We start from the raw sequence: 18142 nt of genomic DNA on the forward strand, positions 1-18142 counted from the left end.
ACCGCGGCAGGAGGGATCCCCCATGCCGGCCAAGCACCTCACCGTCAACCGCGCCGCCCTCGGACACCGCGCGGGCTACGCCCTGAGCCATCCCCGGCGGGTGCCGCGCCATCTGGCCCGGGCCGCCCGGGACGCCTGGCTGCGGCACCGCTGGCCGGACCACATCGCGTACTACCGCGCCGTGATGCGCTGGGACACCCGTGCCGACCCGGACGCCGCCGTCGGCAGCCGGAGCCGGGAGCGGTGGCTCGCGCTCGGAGCGATGCAGTTCGACTACCTCCTCGCCCACGGCCTGCGCCCCGAGCACCGCCTGCTGGAGATCGGCTGCGGGAACCTACGGGCGGGCTGGCGGCTCATCAGGCACCTGGAGCCCGGCCACTACTACGGTATCGACATCTCGCCCGACATCCTCGCCGCCGCACAGGACACCGTCGTGGAGATGGGTCTCCAGCAGCGGCTCCCGGTGCTCACGCCCGTCCGGGACCTGACGCTGCGGTTCCTGCCGGACGCGCACTTCGACGTGGTGCACGCGCACAGCGTCTTCTCGCACTCCCCGCTCCCCGTCATCGAGGAGTGCTTCGCGCACGTCGGCCGGGTGCTGGCGCCCGGGGGCTGGTTCGACTTCACCTTCGACCGCACGGAGGGCGCGGAACACCACGTCCTGCGGGAGGACTTCTACTACCGTACCGAGACGCTGGTCGCCCTGGCGGCGGAGCACGGACTTGCGGCCCGCTTCATGCCGGACTGGGAGGAACTGCCGCACGGCCAGTCCAAGATGCGCCTCACACACGCCGCACCCCAGGACACCGGCCCGGCGGCCCGGACGGTACCCGGCATCGGCAGCAGGCACCGTGACGGGCGGGTCGCCGGACCCGAGCCCCGTTGACGGGGCGGGCGGCGGGACCCGAACCCCGTGGCGGGGCGGGCGCCGCATCCCGGCCGGACCCGGCCGCCGGCTGAACGCAGCGGCCCGCCCGTCCGGCACCCGGTCCACGCAGGCAGCACCGAGTGCGGAACGACACCCGGCACCGCCCTTCTGGGGCCGCTTGTGGGGCCGCATGGGCGTCCCGGACGGTCGAGCGGGTGCGGAGCGGCACGTATGGGGCGACGCTGGAGGCATGGCTGTCGTACCCCGGGTGATCGTGGCGCCGCCGTCGCCGAGCGGCGGTCGGCGTGTGCGTGTGGACGGCGAGATCCTCGGCCTGGCCTACGGCCTGGAAGACGTGATCGAGTTCCTGCGCCGCGCGGGCCTGGAGACGGTGGACGAGGTCGACCTGCGGCAGGGCACCGGCCTGGTCGAATGGCGGGGCGGCGGCCCGGACGTGTGGGCAGCGCCCACCTGACGGCCACCCGCCGCAGGCCGCCCCACGTCGCTTCCCGCAAGGCTCCCCGGGCCCTCTCCGGAACCCGCCGTACGGCCGTGTCGCCGGAGCGTGCACGGCATCTGCCCCGCCCACCACCCGGGACGCTCCGCCCCGATGCCCCGTCCGGAGGGCGCCGTGCGCACTCCGGACGGGGCGACTCGGGCGCTCCCGGTCAGGGCCTACGTCAATGAGGTCTCGCCATGACCATGCCGTAGCCCACAGCCGGAGGCGGTCCGACCCGTAGCGTCCGCTCCTTTTCGAAGGCATTCATCAGGTCGTCGCGGATCGCATCCACGCGCGCGGAGATGCCGTCGAGCGCGTCGAAGCCGGTCTGCGGTGCGAGCAGGTGGCGCCGAAGGCCGAGCGTTACCTGTTGCATGGCCAGCGTCACCGGTCGGCCCCGGTCCCCGTCCTCGGCCGCGCCACTCGTGTGGCTCCAGCCCACGGAGCGGAACGACTCGTTGCCCGCCAGGGAGATGGCCTGGACGACGGAGTGCATGACGGGCTCTGCCGCTTCGTCGAACAGATCCACGTCAACCACTCTCCCCGCTTCGAGGTCCTGGAGGGTCCTGGTGACGAGGCGGTGCCAGTCCTGCAGGGCCACGGTCGCATCGGCGATGGCCTTGAGGACTCTCTGCTTGTTCTCTGCGTGCACCTGTCGTTCCTCCGCGTCGGCGGCTCGTTCCCGTGCCTCCGCCTCGGATCGACGACGTTCACTCTCGATCCTCAACTCATGCGCCCGGCGGCGTCCGTCGATCCGGCCCGGACCGTACACGGCCGCAACGCCACCGATGAGCGCCCCGCCGATCCCGCTGATCAGGCTGTAGAGCGCTGCCACATCCGCCATGCGGCAAATATGGCGTACGCCGCACGCCCGCGTACACGGAACGGCCGGAAGCGGCTCCATGCCTTCCAGCGGCGGCGGCCCCCGCCGCACGGTGCCGCCGGCCGCCACGGGGACATGGGACGGGTGGCGGAACCGGGGCCGTGCCGGGGCGCCGTGCCGGGTCCGGATCGGTGCCCCCGTCGCACACCCGCGGCAACGACGCGAACGGGCCCGGAGCGTGAGCGGAGGCGAGATGGCGCCGGGCCTTGCCGGCGGACCCCGTGCGGACCGGCACGGGGTCCGCCTCAGCGGGCTTCGGGGGTCAGCCGTTCTGCGACCGCCACTGATCGAAGTTCTTCTGGAACTCCCAGCCCCCGAACTTGTCCCAGTTCACCGACCACGTCATCAGACCGCGCAGGTCCGGCCAGGTGCCGTGCGGGGTGTAACTGCCGCAGCCGGTCTTCCTGGTGAGGCAGTCGAGCGCCGTGTCGACGTCGGCCGGAGTGGTGTAGCCGCCGCCGGCGTTGCCGCTCGCGGGCAGGCCGATCGCCACCTGGGACGGGGAGAGCGCCGGGAACACGTTGTCCTTGTCGCCCGCCACGGGGAAACCGGTGAGCAGCATGTCCGTCATGGCGATGTGGAAGTCGGCGCCGCCCATGGTGTGGTACTGGCCGTCGAGGCCCATGATCGGCCCCGAGTTGTAGTCCTGGACGTGCAGCAGGGTCAGGTCGTCGCGCAGCGCGTGGATGACCGGCAGGTACGCACCTGCCCTCGGGTCCGCGCCGCCGCTGCCGCCGCCGTAGAACTGGTGGCCGAGCTGGACGAAGAACGTCTCGGGCGCCATGGTCAGCACGAAGCCGCTGCCGTACTTGGCCTTCAGGGTCTTCAGGGCCGAGATCAGGTTCACCACGACCGGGGTGGTCGGGTTCTTGAAATCGGTGTCACCGGCGTCCAGGGACAGGGAGTGGCCCTCGAAGTCGATGTCCAGGCCGTCCAGGCCCCAGGTGTCGATGATGTCGCTGACGGAGGAGACGAAGGCGTCACGGGCGGCGGTCGTGGTGAGCTGCACCTGGCCGTTGGCACCGCCGATGGAGATGAGCACCTTCTTGCCCTCGGCCTGCTTGGCCTTGACCGCGGCCTTGAAGTCGGCGTCCGACTCGGCGTTCGGGCACTCGGTCGTGGGGCACCGCGTGAAGTGGATCTCCCCGGAGGTGGCCGAGGTCGGCTCGCCGAAGGCCAGGTCGATGACGTCCCAGCTATCGGGCACGTCGGCCAACGGCACATAGCCGGAGCCGTTGGCGAAGCTGGCGTGCAGATAGCCGACGAGCGCGTGAGCGGGCAGGTCGGCGGCCGCGGACCCCCGCGCGCCCGTGGGGGAGGCCGCGGTGTGCGAGGCCGGGGCGACGGCGGCGGAGGCCCCGGGGGGCAGCACGGCGAGCGCGGCCGACGGCAACGCCAGCGCGGTGACCAGGGCGGCGATCGTCCGCCGGCGGTGAGGGCCGCGGAACAGCGCCCTCCTGCCGTGCGACGCCGGTGTACGGGGGACGGGGTGAGCGGCCATGGTTCTCCTTCGGGTGGGGGGTGAGAATCCTCGGCCCGGCGCGGTGTTGGCAGGTGCATGCCCCGCTGCCAGGGCAGTCAGCATAGGAGGACTAGACCAATCAGCCAATAGGTGCAGACCAGAACGGTGGCCCGGCCCAGGGGTGCGGGCCCGCGCGGGCGACGGCGTGGGGGGTGTCCGCCCGTCCGCTCGACGATGTCGTCGGCGGGCCGCCTGGGGGGATGGCTCATGGCGTACTCCCCAGCGGTGCGGTGGTGACTTCTGCGCCGTCCTGGCGGGCCCCGTCGGGCGCGCCCGGGGGTGGCCCGGCCAAGCCGACGTCGGCGGCGGGGGCGTCGCGTCCGCCAGGATCGCCGTGTCCGTCGTGTCGGTCGTGTCCGCCGCCTCCGCCGTGTCCGCCGCGTCCGCCGGCGGGCGACGCCGCGGCCCCCGGCGTCCCGTGCGCCTCGTGGTCCATGGCGTTCCTCCCGCTCCTGCGCCGTCGGGGGAACGCTCCCGCACCCATCCAGCTCACTGAAAAGCTATAGGTATAGCTATAAGAACAGCTCGTGGGTGCTCTTGCCTGCGGCCGGAACCGGGCCCGCCGCCCCGGACGCGGTACGCGGGGCGACGGCGACCGGACGCGGGGCGCGGGGCGACGGCGAGGGTGCAGGCGGGGCCTGGCCGCACGGGTGGGTGGGGCCAGCCCCACTCCCGGGCCGATCGGGGCGGCGGCGCGCTCCGTTCGGTGCACAGTGGGAGCACCGAACGGAAGGCGAAGGAAGAATCATGCGACAGCTCGGTTCGTGGGTGGTGCGCGTCGGCGTGGGGTGGGTACGGGCCTGTGCCGTGATGGTCGTCAGCATGCTCGTCCCGGCCGTGTGGGCCGCCGCCGTGGCGCTGGGGATCCGGTGGGGAGCGGCCAACCCGTGGTCATGGGTGGCACCGTGCGTGCTGGTGTGCGCGGGCACGCTCGCCCTGTCCCGCCCCGTCTGCCGGGTGGTACGCCTCCTCGTCGCACGGTGGACCACCACCGCCATCCCCGCCGGATACCGGCAGGCCGGACCGGTGACGCGGCTGTCCACCGGGTTCTGGTGGAACGGCTTCGGCTACGAGCGCACCAGGCGCGACGCCCTCCTGGACCAGAAGTGGCGGCTCCGGTGGCGCGACCCCGCCAACTGGCGCGATCTGCGGTTCACGGGGATCGTGCCGTTCACCGCGGGCCTGGTCGCCTCCCTCCCGCCGGCCGGGGCGGCCGCCGCGGTCCTCGGGCTCGGCCGGCCGGGGCCCGCCGCGCACCTGGTCGGGGCGCTCGGCCTGGTCGTGGCCGTCGCCGGGGCGCCGTACGCCTGGCGACTCGTCGAACCGGTGGCCGTCCGCTTCCTGCGCCCGTCGCCCGCGATGGTGCTGGCGGACCGGGTGGAGGAGCTGACGGCCCAGCGCGCGGACACGACGGTCGCACAGGCCGCCGAGATCCGCCGGATCGAACGGGACCTGCACGACGGGGCGCAGGCCCGCCTGGTCGCGCTCGGACTCTCCCTGGCGACCGCGGAGAAGCTGATGCGGACCGATCCCGACCGGGCCGGGGCGCTGCTGAAGGACGCGCGGGCCGGTGCCACCGCCTCGCTGGCCGAACTCCGCGAGCTGGTGCGGGGGATCAGCCCGCCGGTGCTCACCGAGCGGGGCCTCGTCGACGCCGTCCGCGCCCTCGCCCTGGACGTCCCGCTCGACGTGGCCGTCCGCGCCGACGCCCCGCTGCGTCTGGACGCGCCGATCGAATCCGCCGTCTACTTCGGCATCGCCGAGCTGCTGACCAACGCGGTCAGGCACGCCCGGGCGTCCCGGGTGCGCGTCACCCTCGCCGAGGGAGCCGCCGGCCTCACCGTGGAGGTCGAGGACGACGGCGGGGGCGGGGCCGGCGTACGGGCCGGCGGCGGGCTCGCGGGCCTGCGCCGCCGCCTCGCCGTCTTCGACGGCACCGTGGAGATCACCAGTCCGGCGGGCGGCCCGACCCGTGTGAGGATGGCGGTGCCATGCGCATCGTCGTAGCCGAGGACCTCTACCTCCTGCGTGACGGGATGGTCCGCCTGATCGAGGCGTACGGACACCAGGTGGTGGCGACGGCGGCCACCGGACCCGAGACGCTCGACGCGCTGCGGACCTGGCGCCCGGACGTGTCCGTCATCGACGTCCGCATGCCGCCGTCCCAGTCGGACGAGGGCCTGCGGGCGGCCCTCGCCGCCCGCGGCGAGATGCCCGGGCTGCCGGTGCTCGTCCTCTCCCAGCACGTCGAGCAGTTGTACGCCCGGGAGCTCCTGGCCGACGGCTCCGGCGGTGTCGGCTACCTCCTCAAGGAGAGCGTGTTCGACGCCGACCAGTTCATCGGCGCCCTGGAGCGCGTCGCGGCCGGCGGGACCGCCATGGACCCGGCCGTCATCTCCAAGCTGCTGTCCGGCGGATCCCAGCACCGGGGCCTCGACCGGCTCACCGAACGCGAGTACTCCGTGCTGGGCCTCATGGCCGAGGGGCTGTCCAACCAGGCCATCGGCCGCCGCCTCTTCCTCAGCGAGAGCGCCATCGGCAAGTACACCACCTCCATGTTCGGCAAGCTCGGCATCACGGACGACGACGACAGCAACCGCCGCGTCCTCGCCGTCCTCACCTACCTGAACAGGCTCTGACCGAGGCGGGCCCGGGACGGCGCAGCGTGCCGGTCGCAACGATCTCGACCGGCACGACCCGGTGTCCGGATGATCCGTGTCGGCCTGGGGCCGGGGAACGCCGGGCCCGTTGGCGTGGCGGCCGGGCTCACGCCATGACGGACTTCGCGGAGTTCCACAGCACGCCGCGGTTGAGGCGCTCCGGGTAGGCCGCGACCATCGCCTCGTACAGGTCCAGGTGTCCGGCGGCCTCGCCGACGGCGGCGTCGAACTGCTGGATGTAGCGGCGGGTGCGTGCGATGTCGTGCGGGCTGTCCGGGTCGCCGTCGCGCTTGTGCCCCGAGACGACGGCGGAGGGCGAGAGCCGTTCGAGGGCGCTGAGGGCGTCGAGCCACTGCGCGCGCCCGCCGCCGTTGGATTCGGCGAGGTACAGGTGCACGTCGCCGTAGACGGCGTCACCGGCGACGACCAGGCCGATCGAGGGGACGTGCAGGGCGCTGGTGCCGTCGGTGTCGGTGTGGCCCAGCTCGATCACTTCCAGCCGCTCGCCTTCCAGCTCGATCAGGTTGTCCTCACCCAGTGGTGCGGCCACCGGGCGGCGGGGGGAGATCTGGCCGGGGAAGCGCGGGGTCCAGAAGCCGTCGAACCAGCGCGTGCCGTACTGGGCGGCCATGGACCCCGCCACGCCCGCGGCGGCCACGAGCCTGGCATTGGGGAAGCGTTCGAGCAACGCGGGGGCGCCGAAGAAGTGGTCGCCGTGCGCGTGGGTGACGAAGATCGTGGTGAGGTTCTTGCCGGTGGCGGCCACCCAGTCGGCCAGGGCGCGGGACTCGTCGATCGTCATCAGGGGGTCGACCAGCACAGCGTCGTGCTCGCCCTGGATGAGGGTGGAGGCGGTCGGGGACCACATGCGGCGGGCTTCGCCCGGCGGCAGGTCGTCGGACACCGCGGGCTTCGACGGTGTCACGTAGACGGAGTACTGGAGAGTGGTCATTGCCGCTCCTTGATGCGGTTCGATGCGGTTCGATGCGGTGCGGGCCCGGCAGGCCCACTGAATGTAACTAATATGGTTACGACAATGTGCGTGCGACGGCCCCCGAAGGGGCCGCGGCGGATGTGCCGTCAGGGCGCCGCGATGGACTCGCGCAGTACGTCGGCCACGCTGGTGCGGGCCAGCTCGGCGCTCAGCGCCTGCTCGGCGGCATCGTAGACGGGGGTGAGCGCGGAGCGGATGCCCTGGCCCACCGGGCACTTCTGGTTCGGGGTGGCGGGGTGCAGGGCGAACTGCGGGTCGCCCTCGACGGCTCGGTACACCTCGGCGAGGCTGATCGACTCGGCCGGGCGCAGCAGGCGCCAGCCGGCCCCGGCGCCGCGCCGGGACTCCACCAGCCCTGCCCCGCGCAGTTCGCCGAGCAGTCGGCGGATCACGACCGGGTTGGTGTTGACGCTGTTCGCGATCTGCTCGGAGGTCGCCACCTCGCCGCCCCTCCGTGCGTTCAGCTCGATCCAGGCCAGTGCGTGTGCGGCCATGGTCAACCTGCTGTTCGCTCCCAATCTCCCCACCTCCTGTCGTAACCGTATTGGTTACGACGGAACCCGTCAAGCGCGTGTCCCGCCAGGCCCGCCCCGAACGCCGACGGCCCCTGGGGACGCCGGGGCCGAGTCGGCCGACCGGGCAGTCGAACAGCAGGGTGGCCGGTTTCCAGGAGGCGGGCGATCACGGGACGACCCGACCGGCCCACGGTTCGGCGAACCGCCCGGTCGCTGCCCGGTGTGCGGCCCGGGCTGGTCACCGATCGCTCCCGCCCCGCCCTCGTCGGCGAGCGGATCGCCGGGACCCGGGTTCGCCGGGCCGGGGGACCGCACGGGCCGGGATCGGCCCCGTCTCACGGGCCCCGTCAACGGCGAAACCCCGCAGTTGCGGGGCAACTGCGGGGTTTCGCCATTGTGTCCGAGGGGGGATTCGACTCAAAACCCCAACCGGTCGTGTTGCGGGCTGACCTGGACCTTCACCTCGGCGTGTCACAGAGCCCTGAGGCAGAACGGTCCTGCCCGCCCGCGCTGCGGGAGAGCCCTGAGCCATACGTCACGGACGATCGGCTCGGCCTGCGATGTGGAGCGACATGATGCGACGGTTTCACCCGCGCGCGCATACATCGACGGACGAACGACGCACTCGCGAACATTCAATGGTCTTCCGCTCCGTAACCGCGATCATGAGCACGGCTGTCGGCCTGACCTTCCTTTTCGGCTTCGGCAACGTATGGACGTTGGCCCTGCGCCTCGGCGTGCCCACCCTGGTCGCGCCGTTGGCGGCGCCCGCGGTCGATCTGTCGGTCCTCGGACTGCTCCTCGGTATCCGCTACCTCGCTTTGCGCGGTGCACCATCGGAGCACCTGCGTCCTGCACGGCGGTTGTTGATCCTGTCCAGCGTGATGACCCTGGCACTCAACATCACAGATCCGCTGCTCTCCGGTCGGACCGGCGAAGCCGCGTTCGACGCGGTAGGCCCCGTGCTGCTGATCGGCTGGGCGGAAGTCGGCCCCCATCTGCTTCAAGGCATGAGCGGCACCCATGGACGGAACGTCGAACGTACGACAAGGGCCTCGTCAACGTTGGACGACGACGCTGGGGAAGGCATACCCGTACCGATGCGGACCATACACGACGACCTCTTGGAGCGAGCCCACCGGGAGAACGCTGCCCGATCCAGGATGCCCGGAGCAGCACTACGCAGCAGACGCGGAGACGAACGTGCCATCGAGGCAGCCTGGCCCCGGCGCCATGAAGGGCCGAAGGCCTGATGTACCAGAGGCAGCGTGTCAGCCTCCGCGAGGTGCTCGATGGGCCGCGACTGCGATGACGATGTCGCCGGTGGCGCCCGGCCAGGTACGGCGCCATGGGGAACGGGCCAGCGTTCGACCAGCCGTGCGGCTGTCAGCCGCTCTTCTTCTTCCGGGCCCCTCCGACCTGGAACGGCCGCATCATCTCGTTGTCCTCGTGTTCGAGCATGTGGCAGTGCCAGACGTAACGGCCGGGCAGGTCGAACAGTGCCTTCACCCTGGTGATCTCGCCGCTGTAGGCGAGCACGGTGTCCTTGAAGCCGCGCTCCCGGCTCTCCGGGGGCACCGGTTGTCCGCCGAACGGCTGCCGGTCGACGACCTGGAACTGGACCTCGTGGATGTGGATCGGGTGGGCGTCCGGACTGAAGTTGTACAGCTCCCACGTCTCGGTCGCCCCCAGTCTCGGGTTCTCCGTGAGCGGGTCGGCCCAGCCGAGCACCACGGGGTTGCCCGCGGCGTCCACCGTGCCGAGTGCCGTCTCCACCGTCGTGTTCGCCGGTACCGGAGGGGTGAACCGTGTGTTCACGTCGCTGAGCGAGAGCCTGCGGGTGACGCTCGGCGAGCCGAGCGGCGTGATCCTGGGCAGGGTGAGCCGGTCCGGTGGCACGCTGGTGTCCTTGCTCCTGAGCGGGCCGACCACGAACTTCATCACCTGCCCGGTGGTAGCCGGATCCGCCACGGGGAAGTCCACGCCCGGTTCGCCGCGGCCGAACGGCGCGTCAGCTCCCTCGTTGATCAGGTACAGCTCGGTGCCCTCGGGGACACCTGTGAAGTCGACGATGACGTCGGCCCGTTCCGCGTTGGCCAGCAGCAGCCTCTCCAGCCGTACGGGTGTGGGCAGGAATCCGCCGTCGTTGCCGATCTGCCAGAGGGGCAGGGCCGCTTCTGCGGGCCGGGCGGTCGCGCTGGCGGCGATCTTCAGAATGAGGAGCCTGGTGTTGCAGCCGTTGAGCAGGCGCAGCCGGTAGCGACGGGGCTCGACGTCGAGTTTGGGCCAGGTCCGGCCGTTGACCACGATCGTGTTGGCGAAAAACTCCGGGTTCCAGATGGGGGACACGTCCGTGGTGGGGATGTACGGCCCCGCGTACCCGTCGAAGAAGGCCCGGCTCGTGGGGTAGAACAGCGAGCCGTCGGTGGTGAACGAACGGTCCTGGACGGCCAGCGGGATCTCGTGGTAGCGCGTGCCGGCCAGATCGCCGGGGGCGGGCGCGGGGCCGGGCAGGGTCCCCGAGGGCAGGTCCGAGTCGCCGCCGCGCAGCAGGTAGAAACCGACCGGACCCGCGTAGACGTTGAGCCGGGTGATGCCCAGGGCATGGTCGTGGAACCACAGCGTCGACGCCCGCTGGCGGTTCGCGTACTGGAAGGTCGCTGTGCCGGGCTGCCACTGCAGTCCCTGCGCCTCGGCGAACTTCTCCCGGAACTCGGCGTAGTACGTCCCCCCGGTGGCGAATTTACGGGGCACGTTCTTCGCACGGGGCAGGTACCACGCCTCGGCGTACCCGTCGCTCTCCTCGGTGTTGTGACCGCCGTGCAGGTGCGTGACGATCGGAACGGGCCCGGTGTAGGGGCCCGGCGTCGAGGTGAAGCTCGGCCGGGAGTCCCGCCCGGACGTGCCGCCCGGGGGGTTGGCCCAGTGCAGGGTGGGGTCGACCGTCAGCAGGTGCGGCAGGAAGCGGCCCTGTCCACGAGGTCGTTCACCCAAGTGGTACGGACGGGTCGGCCGTACCGGGCCTCGATCGTGTACGACGGGTAGTGGAACGTCTCCGGGTGCATGAGCGAGCCGTACCCCCACACGGTGGTGGACGGCAGCGTGGGCGGCAGGACCTGCTGGCTGAACTGGCGGACGCCGATGACATAGGTGTCGAGGTTTCCGCGCGACGTGTTCTTCGGCATCGCCGGCGGGATCACCAGGTCCGTGACGTACTTCGGGATGGCCGTGGGGTCCAGCACGGCCACCGCCGCGGAGCCGGACCGGCTGCCCGGCGGGGCCCCGGTCGGGAGCGTCACGGCTCTGGCCCTTCCCGTAAGGGCCATCGCCGCCCCACCGGCGGCTCCGGCCACGAACAGTTCTCTTCGCGCGATCATTCCTCGGCCCTCTGCTGCACGGGGCGTCCCACGCCTGTGAGACCGCCGGCTACCTTTTGTCGCTGTATGTTATTAATTGCATGCTTTGCATACGGTCAGGGCGTGCGGCGTGTCCATGCCGTTGGGACGAGCAGAGTGAGGGGGCGGCTGCCGGATACGCCATCCGGCCAGGCGTGTGGGCGTGCCGAGACTCGTGGACAACAAGGGTGCCGGCCGACGCGAGGACGGCGATCAGATCGACCGCGGCCCGGCCGCACCGCAGCGCACCGATCGCCCCGGCCACGGACGGGCACCACCGCCACGACCGTGCCCGCCGCCCAGCACGCATACGCGAAGGTCCGTGCGTGTGCCAGCCACGCAATGCCGCCCGCAGCCGGCGCGACGACGGTGACCACGAGCAGTGCCGGTGCCGGCCATCGCCGGGCGAGGGCACCCGCCGCCCGCGCATGCGTTCGTCGTCCCGTCCGTTCACGGCGTACTCCTGGGCGGGCCGTCACCTCCACGCCACCGAACCGGCTGAGGCCGGCGCCAGGGCCGTTGGTCCTCTGATACAGGACGTTGCGAACACCGTCTCGGCCTGCGGGATCCTGCGGAACCTGCTTGTGAGGGAGCGGTGGAACGGGCAGGCCGGGCCGCGGCCCTATCAGTGCTGCCTCGCCGTCGCGGACACTGCAACTGGATGGGGATGATCTCCCGAGGTCTGGGTGTGAGCGTCCCACAGGGTCTGGGCAAGGCCGACGAGTCGGTTTGGCGGCGCGTACGTCTCTGTGCCGCGGGTCGCCACGGTCCGGATCGGATGTGGGGACCGCCCCAGCCGCACGCTGGGGCTGGCACTGGCCCTTTCGGAAGAAGGAGGTAGTGGTGCCTGCACGGATGCCTGATGCACAGAGTGTGACGGCGCTGGTGGGCGACACGGCGGCCGCGCCGGGCCTGCACAATGCCCAGCCGTGGCGGTTCCGGTATGTTCGGGACAGCGGCAGGCTGATGCTCTCCGCGGATCCTACGCGGACGCTGCCCGTCGAGGACCGTCCGGCCGTGAGATGCGCTTGATTTGCGGTGCGGCACTGCTGAACCTGCGCGTCGCCGCCGCGCACCGCGGCTGGGAGCCGAGGACGACGCTGCTGCCCGATCCCGAGGATCCTGAGCTACTGGCGGCGGTCGTACTGGTGGCGGGGGACATGTCCCGTAGCGACCTCGCCGTGCTCCATCCGGCCCTTCACCGGCGTCACAACTGCCGTCACCCGTTCACGGGGGAGCAGGTACCGCGAGAGATTCTGGATGGCCTGTGCGGGGCGGCTGTGGCAGAGGGGGTCCGGCTGGTCTTTCCTGATGCCTGGCATGTTCAGACGCTGCTCGGGCTCCTGGGCGACGCAGGAACGTTGGAGGCGGCATCTGACGAGACACTGGCGGAAGTCGCGCGCTGGACGTCGGGGGCGGGGCAGGGCGAGGGCGTGCCGGCCTCGGCGTTCGGGCCGCGGTCCCGGGACGGCCGGGCGGCGGTGCGAGACTTCATGGGGCTGCGGTCGCCCGCCCGTTCCGCTGCCGCCTTCGAACGGGCGCCGTGTCTGGGGCTGCTCGGTACGCGAGAGGAACCGTCCCCTCGACTGGTTCCGCGCCGACCAGGGGCTGGAGAGGGTGCTGCTGCAGGCCACGCTGGACGGGCCGGCCGTCTCCCTCGATTCGCAGGCGCTGGAATGGCCGGAACTGCGGTGGGCCCTGCGTGACCCCTTGACTGCGATGGGCCATGTCCAGATGCTGCTGCGGTTCGGTTACGGCCCCGAGGGCCCGGACACTCCGCGTCGGCCGGTGAGCGAGGTCCTGACAGTCGTATGAGATCGCCTGGCATCCCGGGCGCAACCGGTCCTCTCCTGCTGCACTCGTGGACGTCCCCAGAGGTGGAGCCACCACCCGCACTCCGTCCTGGTGCCTGTCTTGAGGGCAGCTCCATGTCCTGTGGTCCCGCGGGTACGCGGACACCAGGATGTGCCTCAGCCGGTGTATCCGTGACCGGGCGCCGACGATGGGCCACAAGGGCGGGTGGATGCGGTTGTACTGAGAAGGACAGGGAGCCGGTCGTCCTGGACTTCGCGTACGGGCGCCTCTGCCGAGGCCGTAACGCGCGGGAGACGGCGGTGAGGGCCGTCGGGCGGCCCGGCGTCACCCTTTGGAGGCGGAAGGAAGGCGGTTGTCGTGTCCGCCGCCATGATGACCGACCTGTACGAGGTCACCATGGCCCTGGCGTACCTCGAAGAAGGCCGGACGGCGCCCGCCACCTTCGACCTGTTCGTGCGGGACCTGCCGCCGGAACGGGGATTCCTGGTTTCGGCGGGGTTGGGATCCTCGGAGGATTACCTCTCCCGGTTCCGTGTCGGTCACGAGGACGTGGCAGCCTTCGCGGAGGTTCTGCACCGACCGTTCGGCGACATGTCATCGAGGTGCGGGGAGAGAGAGCCCGCCGCCGCGCGGGCGGCACTGCTGGAGACCGCCATGGTTCACGGGCGGCGGGAACACGCCCCGTTCTCGCTGGCTGACGCGCGGCAGCGGCTCGCCGCAGACCGCGCCGATCTTCCTGACGCGGCCCGCCGGATCCGTGGTCCTCACGCCCCGTGCGCCGTGCCTTCGGAGGACCTGAGCAACCTCACCGCTGAGGTGCGTCACCGCGTGGAGAGCGACAACCTGTAGGCCGTCAGACGACCTGACTCGCCCGGCCCGGGAGAGGTCTGGAGGTGTCCCCGGTGTGCGGGCGGTCTCTCGGGTGCGAAGCGCCGGTCGAGCTCCACCTCGCGCTCGCAGGCGGTCCACCTCGCTGCTCGTGTCCTGCAGTCGACGAAGCCCAGGTCGTCACCTTGTAGGCGCGATCGGCGGTGAAGAAGACGATGGCTGTGTGCGTCTCGGCCACGTCCGCCCGGAGCTACCGGTCGCCGAGGGATCCCTGCTCACGGTGCCTCACTTCGTATCGCTCGCCGTTCGCGGCCTGTCATCCACGGAACCGCACGTGCCGCCGCTCGAAGAAACCGGGCCGCGGCCCGGCGGACACCGTTCGGGAGGCGGACGCTTCCACCTCCGGTGCCTTCCCCCTGCGGCGCTCCGACCCCGGCCGGATTGCGCCACCCGGGCCATCGGTCCAGCCGCTTTGCCCACGGCGCGGGTGGCGCGGCGGGCCGGGCGCCCGGCAGGCACACATACTGGCCGCGGTGGAACGGGGCGGGCGGGCACCCCGACCGTGCTGACCGCGCCGGGTGGTGAGGACCTGCCCGCCGATCCCGCCCCCGCACCACCCACCCGCTGCTTCCCCGTGAGCGAGTTCGACGACCACGTCGTGGAGAGGCAGGAGCCGCACTCCACCGCCCTGCACGCCCTGCTCGACGGCCGCAGACACCTCACCGGACCACTCGCCCGGTACGCGATCAGCGGCCGCTGGCTCTCCCCGATCGCCCGCGAGGCCGCCGCGAACGCCGGACTCGGGGATCCCAGCCAGGGCGCGGTGTGCCGCAACCCCTACCGCAGCATCGCAGTCCGGGCGGTCGAGGTCCTCTACGCGGTGGACGAGGCACTGCGCCTCATCGACGCCTACCGGCCACCACCACGGCCGTACGCCGCCGTAGCCCCCGCGGGCGGGCACCGGCCGCGGCGCCACCGAGGCACCGCGCGGCCTGCTCTACCACCGCTACGGCATCAGCGGCGACGGCACGATCAGCGAGGCGAGTCTCGTCCCGCCCACGTCCCAGAACCAGGGTGCCATCGACGAGGACCTGCGCCGCCAGGTCCAGCGGCGGCTCGACCACGGTGCCGCCACGGACGCCGAGCTGACCGCCCTGTGAGAGAAGGCCATCCGGAACCACGACCCGTGCACGTCCTGCTCGGCCCACTTCCTGGACCTGACCGTCGAGCGGATGTGAGGGGGCCTGACCTGCGGGGCCCGTCGTGGGACCGGGGACTTCGCCGTCCCAGCCGCGGCCGAGGGCCGCCACCCACCGGCCCCCGTGCCGAGCGCGCTCAGGTGTACGACCGCGGCGGCGAGGCGGGCCCGGGCGTGCGGCCACTCTCACGGCCGGGGCCGGTGACCTGACCCCCGGGGAAGCCCGGGGTGCGCCAGACGTGGCCCGTGCCCGTCATCGCCAGGGCCTCGTGTCCGGGGAGGGACGTGGTCCAGGCACGTGCCGCGTCCCCCATGGCGAAGGCCGCCGTCGCACAAGCGTCCGTCAGTGTGAGGCCGGGCCCGGTGAGCGTCAGCGAGAGCAGATCGGTGGCAGCCTCGCCGGTGTGCGGGTCGAGCACGTGGTGACCCCGCTCCGCGGTGCCGGACGTGGCCACCGCGCAGTCCCGGCCGGTGACCACGGCCATCAGCCAGCCGGGTCGCGACGGGTCGGCTATGCCTATCCGCCAGGGCACGCCGGGTGCCGGCTCACCGCGGAGCCGGACGTCCCCGCCGCCGTTGACACAGGTGCGGTGTGCACCGGCCTCGTACAGCAGGTCAGAGGCCCGGTCGACGGCCCAGCCCTTGACCAGCCCGGACGGATCGAGCCGGCCGCCGGCCGTGGGGCTGAACCATCCGCCGCTGGCGCGCTCCGCCTCCTCGCACAGGCGTAGCACCTCGGCCACCTCGGGCCCACAGCGCCGCCGGGGCATCTCGCCGCGGCCGAGCCTGCTGATCACGCTGTCAGGACGGTAGGTCGAGAACACCTCGTCCACGTGGTGCAGCCAGGCGACCGACTCCGCCAGGGCACGGCGCACGGCGGGTGTGACCGGGTCGCGGACGTCGAAGGAGAAGACGGTCCCCATGACGTGTTCGACGTGGCGCAGACCCGGGCGGCGGGGGCCGGGTGCGGGTTCAGTGTGACCGGTCACCGGCCCGGTCCAGTGCGCTCTGGAGGGACTGGATGTATCCCTGGCTGGTGTAGCTGGCTCCGGAGACAGCGTCGATCCCGGCGTCCTGGGCAGCCAGGGCCTCCCTGGTCAGCCGGGGCACGGCCATCGCCGCGATCTGCCGGGACCGGGCGGCCCCGGTGGGGCTCTGGAGCACCTTGATTCCGGTGATCCTGCCCTTCGCCATCGTCACGGCCACCTGGACGGGCCCGTAGGGAGTGCTGCTCACGGTGCCCGTGGAGGTACCGGCCACGGCATGGTGGGAGGCCCGCGACGACCCCGACGAGGGGCCCGCGTCCCGCGGTGAGGAGGGCGCGGGCGCTCCCACCGCCGGCGTGGACTGGTGCGGTTTCAGTGACAGCAGCACGACCACGCCTGCCAGGGTCGTCACGGTGGCCAGTACGGCTCTGCGCACGGTCGGCCTGCTCGGCGTATGCGACATGGGGACTGGAGTCACCTTTCGTGGGGCGGGTCCGAGGACGCGGCGGTCACAGTGCGAAGGACTCGTGGTGGATGCGCCGCCGCGGCACTCCGGCGCCGCGCAACGCCCGGCGGGCGGCGTCCGTCATGCCGGGCGGGCCGCACAGGTACACCTCGCGCCCGGCGATGTCCGGGACCAGCCGGCGCAGCGCCCGGGCCGTCATCGGCAGCCCGTGACCGGCGGGCTCGTCGACGGCGTAGTGCACCGTCGCGCGCCGTGCCGCCGCCACCGCGTCGAGCTCGCCCCGCAGTGCCAGGTCCTCGGGCCGACGAGCACGGTAGACGAGTGTGACCTCGCCCGGCAGCGTCTCGAAGAGCGCACGCAGCGGTGTGATGCCCACCCCGCCGGCCACCAGCAGCACCTTCCGGTCGTGCCGGCGGCGTGCGGTGAAGGCCCCGTAGGGCCCCTCGGCCAGCACCCTGGTGCCGGGTGCCAGTCGTGCCACGGCCGCGCTGTGCGCACCAGCCGCTTTCACCGTGATCCGCAGGTAGGTGGGGTGGGCGGGGGCGGACAGCGAGTACGGGTTGGCGGCCCACCACATCCCGGGCGCAAGGAACCGCCAGCGGAAGAACTGGCCAGGTCGGGCCCGTAGCGCCTCCAACCGGCGGCCGGTCAGGTAGACCGACACGACGCCCGGCGCCTCGGGGCGCACCTCGGCCACGCGCAAGCGGTGGCGCAGCGCCTGGCGCACCGGTACGACGAAGCGGTACCAGGCGAGCGCGGTAGCCACCGCCCCGTACAGCACGTACCAGGCAAGCCGCGCAGGAGGGTCGGTCACGAAATCGGCGCCGTCCGACAACTGGTGCCAGAAAGCGAGGAAGACGGCCAGGTAGGTCGCCAGGTGCAGGTGGTGCCAGGTCTCGTAGGAGACCCGGCGGCGCACCGCACGGGCGGACAGCCATCCGGTGGCGAGCAGGAGCAGGAAGCCCACCGTGCCCTTCAGAAGGTCGGGGTAGTCCAGGACGAGCGTGGTGGCCTGGCTCACCACACCGGTACCGGACGAAAGCGCGTACCCGCCCACGATGAGCAGCACGTGGGCCGAGGCCAGGCACACGGTGTAGCGCCCGCCCATGGCGTGCCAGCGCGCCAGCCGGTCGGTGCCGATCACGTGATCGAGCAGCGGCACGCGCGCCATGAGCAGCAGGAGCACCGCACAGGCGTATCCGGCCAGCAGCCCGGTGATCCGGCCGGCCCCGGTGAGCCAGTCGCCGGCACCGGTCACGGAAGCGGTGTGCCGCCACCACAGCGCCAGGACCGCCCCCGCGCCCACTGCGATCAGCAGCCGGACCAGCGCCGGGACGAGGTCCGGCAAGCGCCCGGCCGCCCGCTGCCCGCGAGGCGTCGCGGGCCTCGCCGTCGTCATCGTCACAAGACCTTCCTCTCTGTGGAGGTCCCGCACAGCGTGACAAACCTGCCTCTGAAAAGCTTCTGAGCGAGGAGGGTGCGGGGGACTCAGAGAAAACTCATAGCAAGTGGG

At 72.1% G+C, this 18142-nt stretch carries 14 protein-coding genes and 3 pseudogenes; 8 read left to right on the forward strand and 9 right to left on the reverse strand.

The window, feature by feature from the left end; genetic code table 11:
* The first annotated feature begins 22 nt into the window (after nt 1-22).
* Together IE313_RS08730 and IE313_RS08735 are read left to right on the forward strand one after the other, a co-directional pair.
* Nucleotides 23-886: a class I SAM-dependent methyltransferase gene (locus tag IE313_RS08730; RefSeq protein WP_189930401.1), complete on the forward strand. Its 864-nt coding sequence runs from the start codon at nt 23-25 to the stop codon at nt 884-886.
* A 232-nt stretch (nt 887-1118) separates the two neighbouring features.
* Complete coding sequence (locus IE313_RS08735; protein ID WP_189930402.1) at nt 1119-1343, forward strand: hypothetical protein; 225 nt, start codon at nt 1119-1121, stop codon at nt 1341-1343.
* A gap of 205 nt (nt 1344-1548) precedes the next feature.
* Here the strand turns inward: IE313_RS08735 and IE313_RS08740 are convergent, their stop codons facing one another.
* Both IE313_RS08740 and IE313_RS08745 read right to left on the reverse strand, forming a co-directional pair.
* Nucleotides 1549-2211, reverse strand: a complete 663-nt coding sequence (locus IE313_RS08740; RefSeq protein ID WP_189930403.1) for a hypothetical protein — start codon at nt 2209-2211, stop codon at nt 1549-1551.
* A 301-nt stretch (nt 2212-2512) separates the two neighbouring features.
* Nucleotides 2513-3625, reverse strand: a pseudogene (locus tag IE313_RS08745) (chitinase); the annotation flags it as partial.
* Between the two features lie 894 nt (nt 3626-4519).
* On the opposite strand from IE313_RS08745, the gene IE313_RS08750 reads away from it, so the two are divergent.
* Both IE313_RS08750 and IE313_RS08755 read left to right on the forward strand, forming a co-directional pair.
* Nucleotides 4520-5779 (forward strand): sensor histidine kinase, encoded by a 1260-nt coding sequence (locus IE313_RS08750; RefSeq protein WP_189930404.1) that lies wholly within the window; start codon nt 4520-4522, stop codon nt 5777-5779.
* Nucleotides 5764-6411 (forward strand): response regulator transcription factor, encoded by a 648-nt coding sequence (locus tag IE313_RS08755; RefSeq protein WP_189930405.1) that lies wholly within the window; start codon nt 5764-5766, stop codon nt 6409-6411. Before IE313_RS08750 ends, IE313_RS08755 begins: the two co-directional genes overlap by 16 nt.
* 127 nt (nt 6412-6538) lie before the next feature.
* Here the strand turns inward: IE313_RS08755 and IE313_RS08760 are convergent, their stop codons facing one another.
* Nucleotides 6539-7384, reverse strand: coding sequence for an MBL fold metallo-hydrolase (locus IE313_RS08760; protein WP_189930406.1), 846 nt, complete (start codon nt 7382-7384; stop codon nt 6539-6541).
* A gap of 128 nt (nt 7385-7512) precedes the next feature.
* On the reverse strand, nt 7513-7944 hold the full coding sequence (locus tag IE313_RS08765; RefSeq protein ID WP_189930407.1) for an Rrf2 family transcriptional regulator: 432 nt from the start codon (nt 7942-7944) through the stop codon (nt 7513-7515).
* Nucleotides 7945-8606: 662 nt separating this feature from the next.
* Here IE313_RS08765 and IE313_RS08770 point away from each other — a divergent pair.
* Nucleotides 8607-9194 carry a hypothetical protein gene (locus IE313_RS08770; RefSeq protein WP_229924484.1) on the forward strand — a complete coding sequence of 196 codons (588 nt, stop codon included), beginning with the start codon at nt 8607-8609 and terminating at the stop codon, nt 9192-9194.
* Nucleotides 9195-9327: 133 nt separating this feature from the next.
* Here IE313_RS08770 and IE313_RS08775 read toward each other — a convergent pair whose 3' ends face one another.
* Together IE313_RS08775 and IE313_RS35025 are read right to left on the reverse strand one after the other, a co-directional pair.
* Entirely contained in the window at nt 9328-10935 is a 1608-nt protein-coding gene (locus IE313_RS08775) for a multicopper oxidase family protein (RefSeq protein WP_229924485.1), read from the reverse strand.
* A complete protein-coding gene (locus IE313_RS35025; RefSeq protein ID WP_229924486.1) occupies nt 10887-11240 on the reverse strand; it encodes a cupredoxin domain-containing protein in 354 nt (117 codons plus the stop codon). The genes IE313_RS08775 and IE313_RS35025 overlap by 49 nt, the downstream gene beginning before the upstream one ends.
* A 951-nt stretch (nt 11241-12191) precedes the next feature.
* Between IE313_RS35025 and IE313_RS08780 the strand changes: the two are divergent.
* The 3 genes and pseudogenes from IE313_RS08780 to IE313_RS35040 all read left to right on the forward strand — a co-directional run.
* Nucleotides 12192-13151, forward strand: a pseudogene (locus tag IE313_RS08780) (Acg family FMN-binding oxidoreductase).
* 357 nt (nt 13152-13508) lie between these two features.
* A complete protein-coding gene (locus IE313_RS36180; RefSeq protein ID WP_308439155.1) occupies nt 13509-14000 on the forward strand; it encodes a hypothetical protein in 492 nt (163 codons plus the stop codon).
* Nucleotides 14001-14526: 526 nt separating this feature from the next.
* Nucleotides 14527-15217, forward strand: a pseudogene (locus tag IE313_RS35040) (nickel-dependent hydrogenase large subunit); the annotation flags it as partial.
* Nucleotides 15218-15314: 97 nt separating this feature from the next.
* Here IE313_RS35040 and IE313_RS08795 read toward each other — a convergent pair.
* The 3 genes from IE313_RS08795 to IE313_RS08805 are packed head-to-tail and all read right to left on the reverse strand — an operon-like array spanning nt 15315 to nt 18028.
* On the reverse strand, nt 15315-16100 hold the full coding sequence (locus IE313_RS08795) for an FAD:protein FMN transferase (protein WP_189930685.1): 786 nt from the start codon (nt 16098-16100) through the stop codon (nt 15315-15317).
* 49 nt (nt 16101-16149) lie between these two features.
* Entirely contained in the window at nt 16150-16626 is a 477-nt protein-coding gene (locus IE313_RS08800; protein WP_229924487.1) for an FMN-binding protein, read from the reverse strand.
* A gap of 46 nt (nt 16627-16672) precedes the next feature.
* Complete coding sequence (locus IE313_RS08805; protein ID WP_189930410.1) at nt 16673-18028, reverse strand: ferredoxin reductase family protein; 1356 nt, start codon at nt 18026-18028, stop codon at nt 16673-16675.
* Nucleotides 18029-18142: the final 114 nt, after the last annotated feature.

The sequence above is a fragment of the Streptomyces sulfonofaciens genome (assembly GCF_014656295.1).
Taxonomy (GTDB): domain Bacteria; phylum Actinomycetota; class Actinomycetes; order Streptomycetales; family Streptomycetaceae; genus Streptomyces; species Streptomyces sulfonofaciens.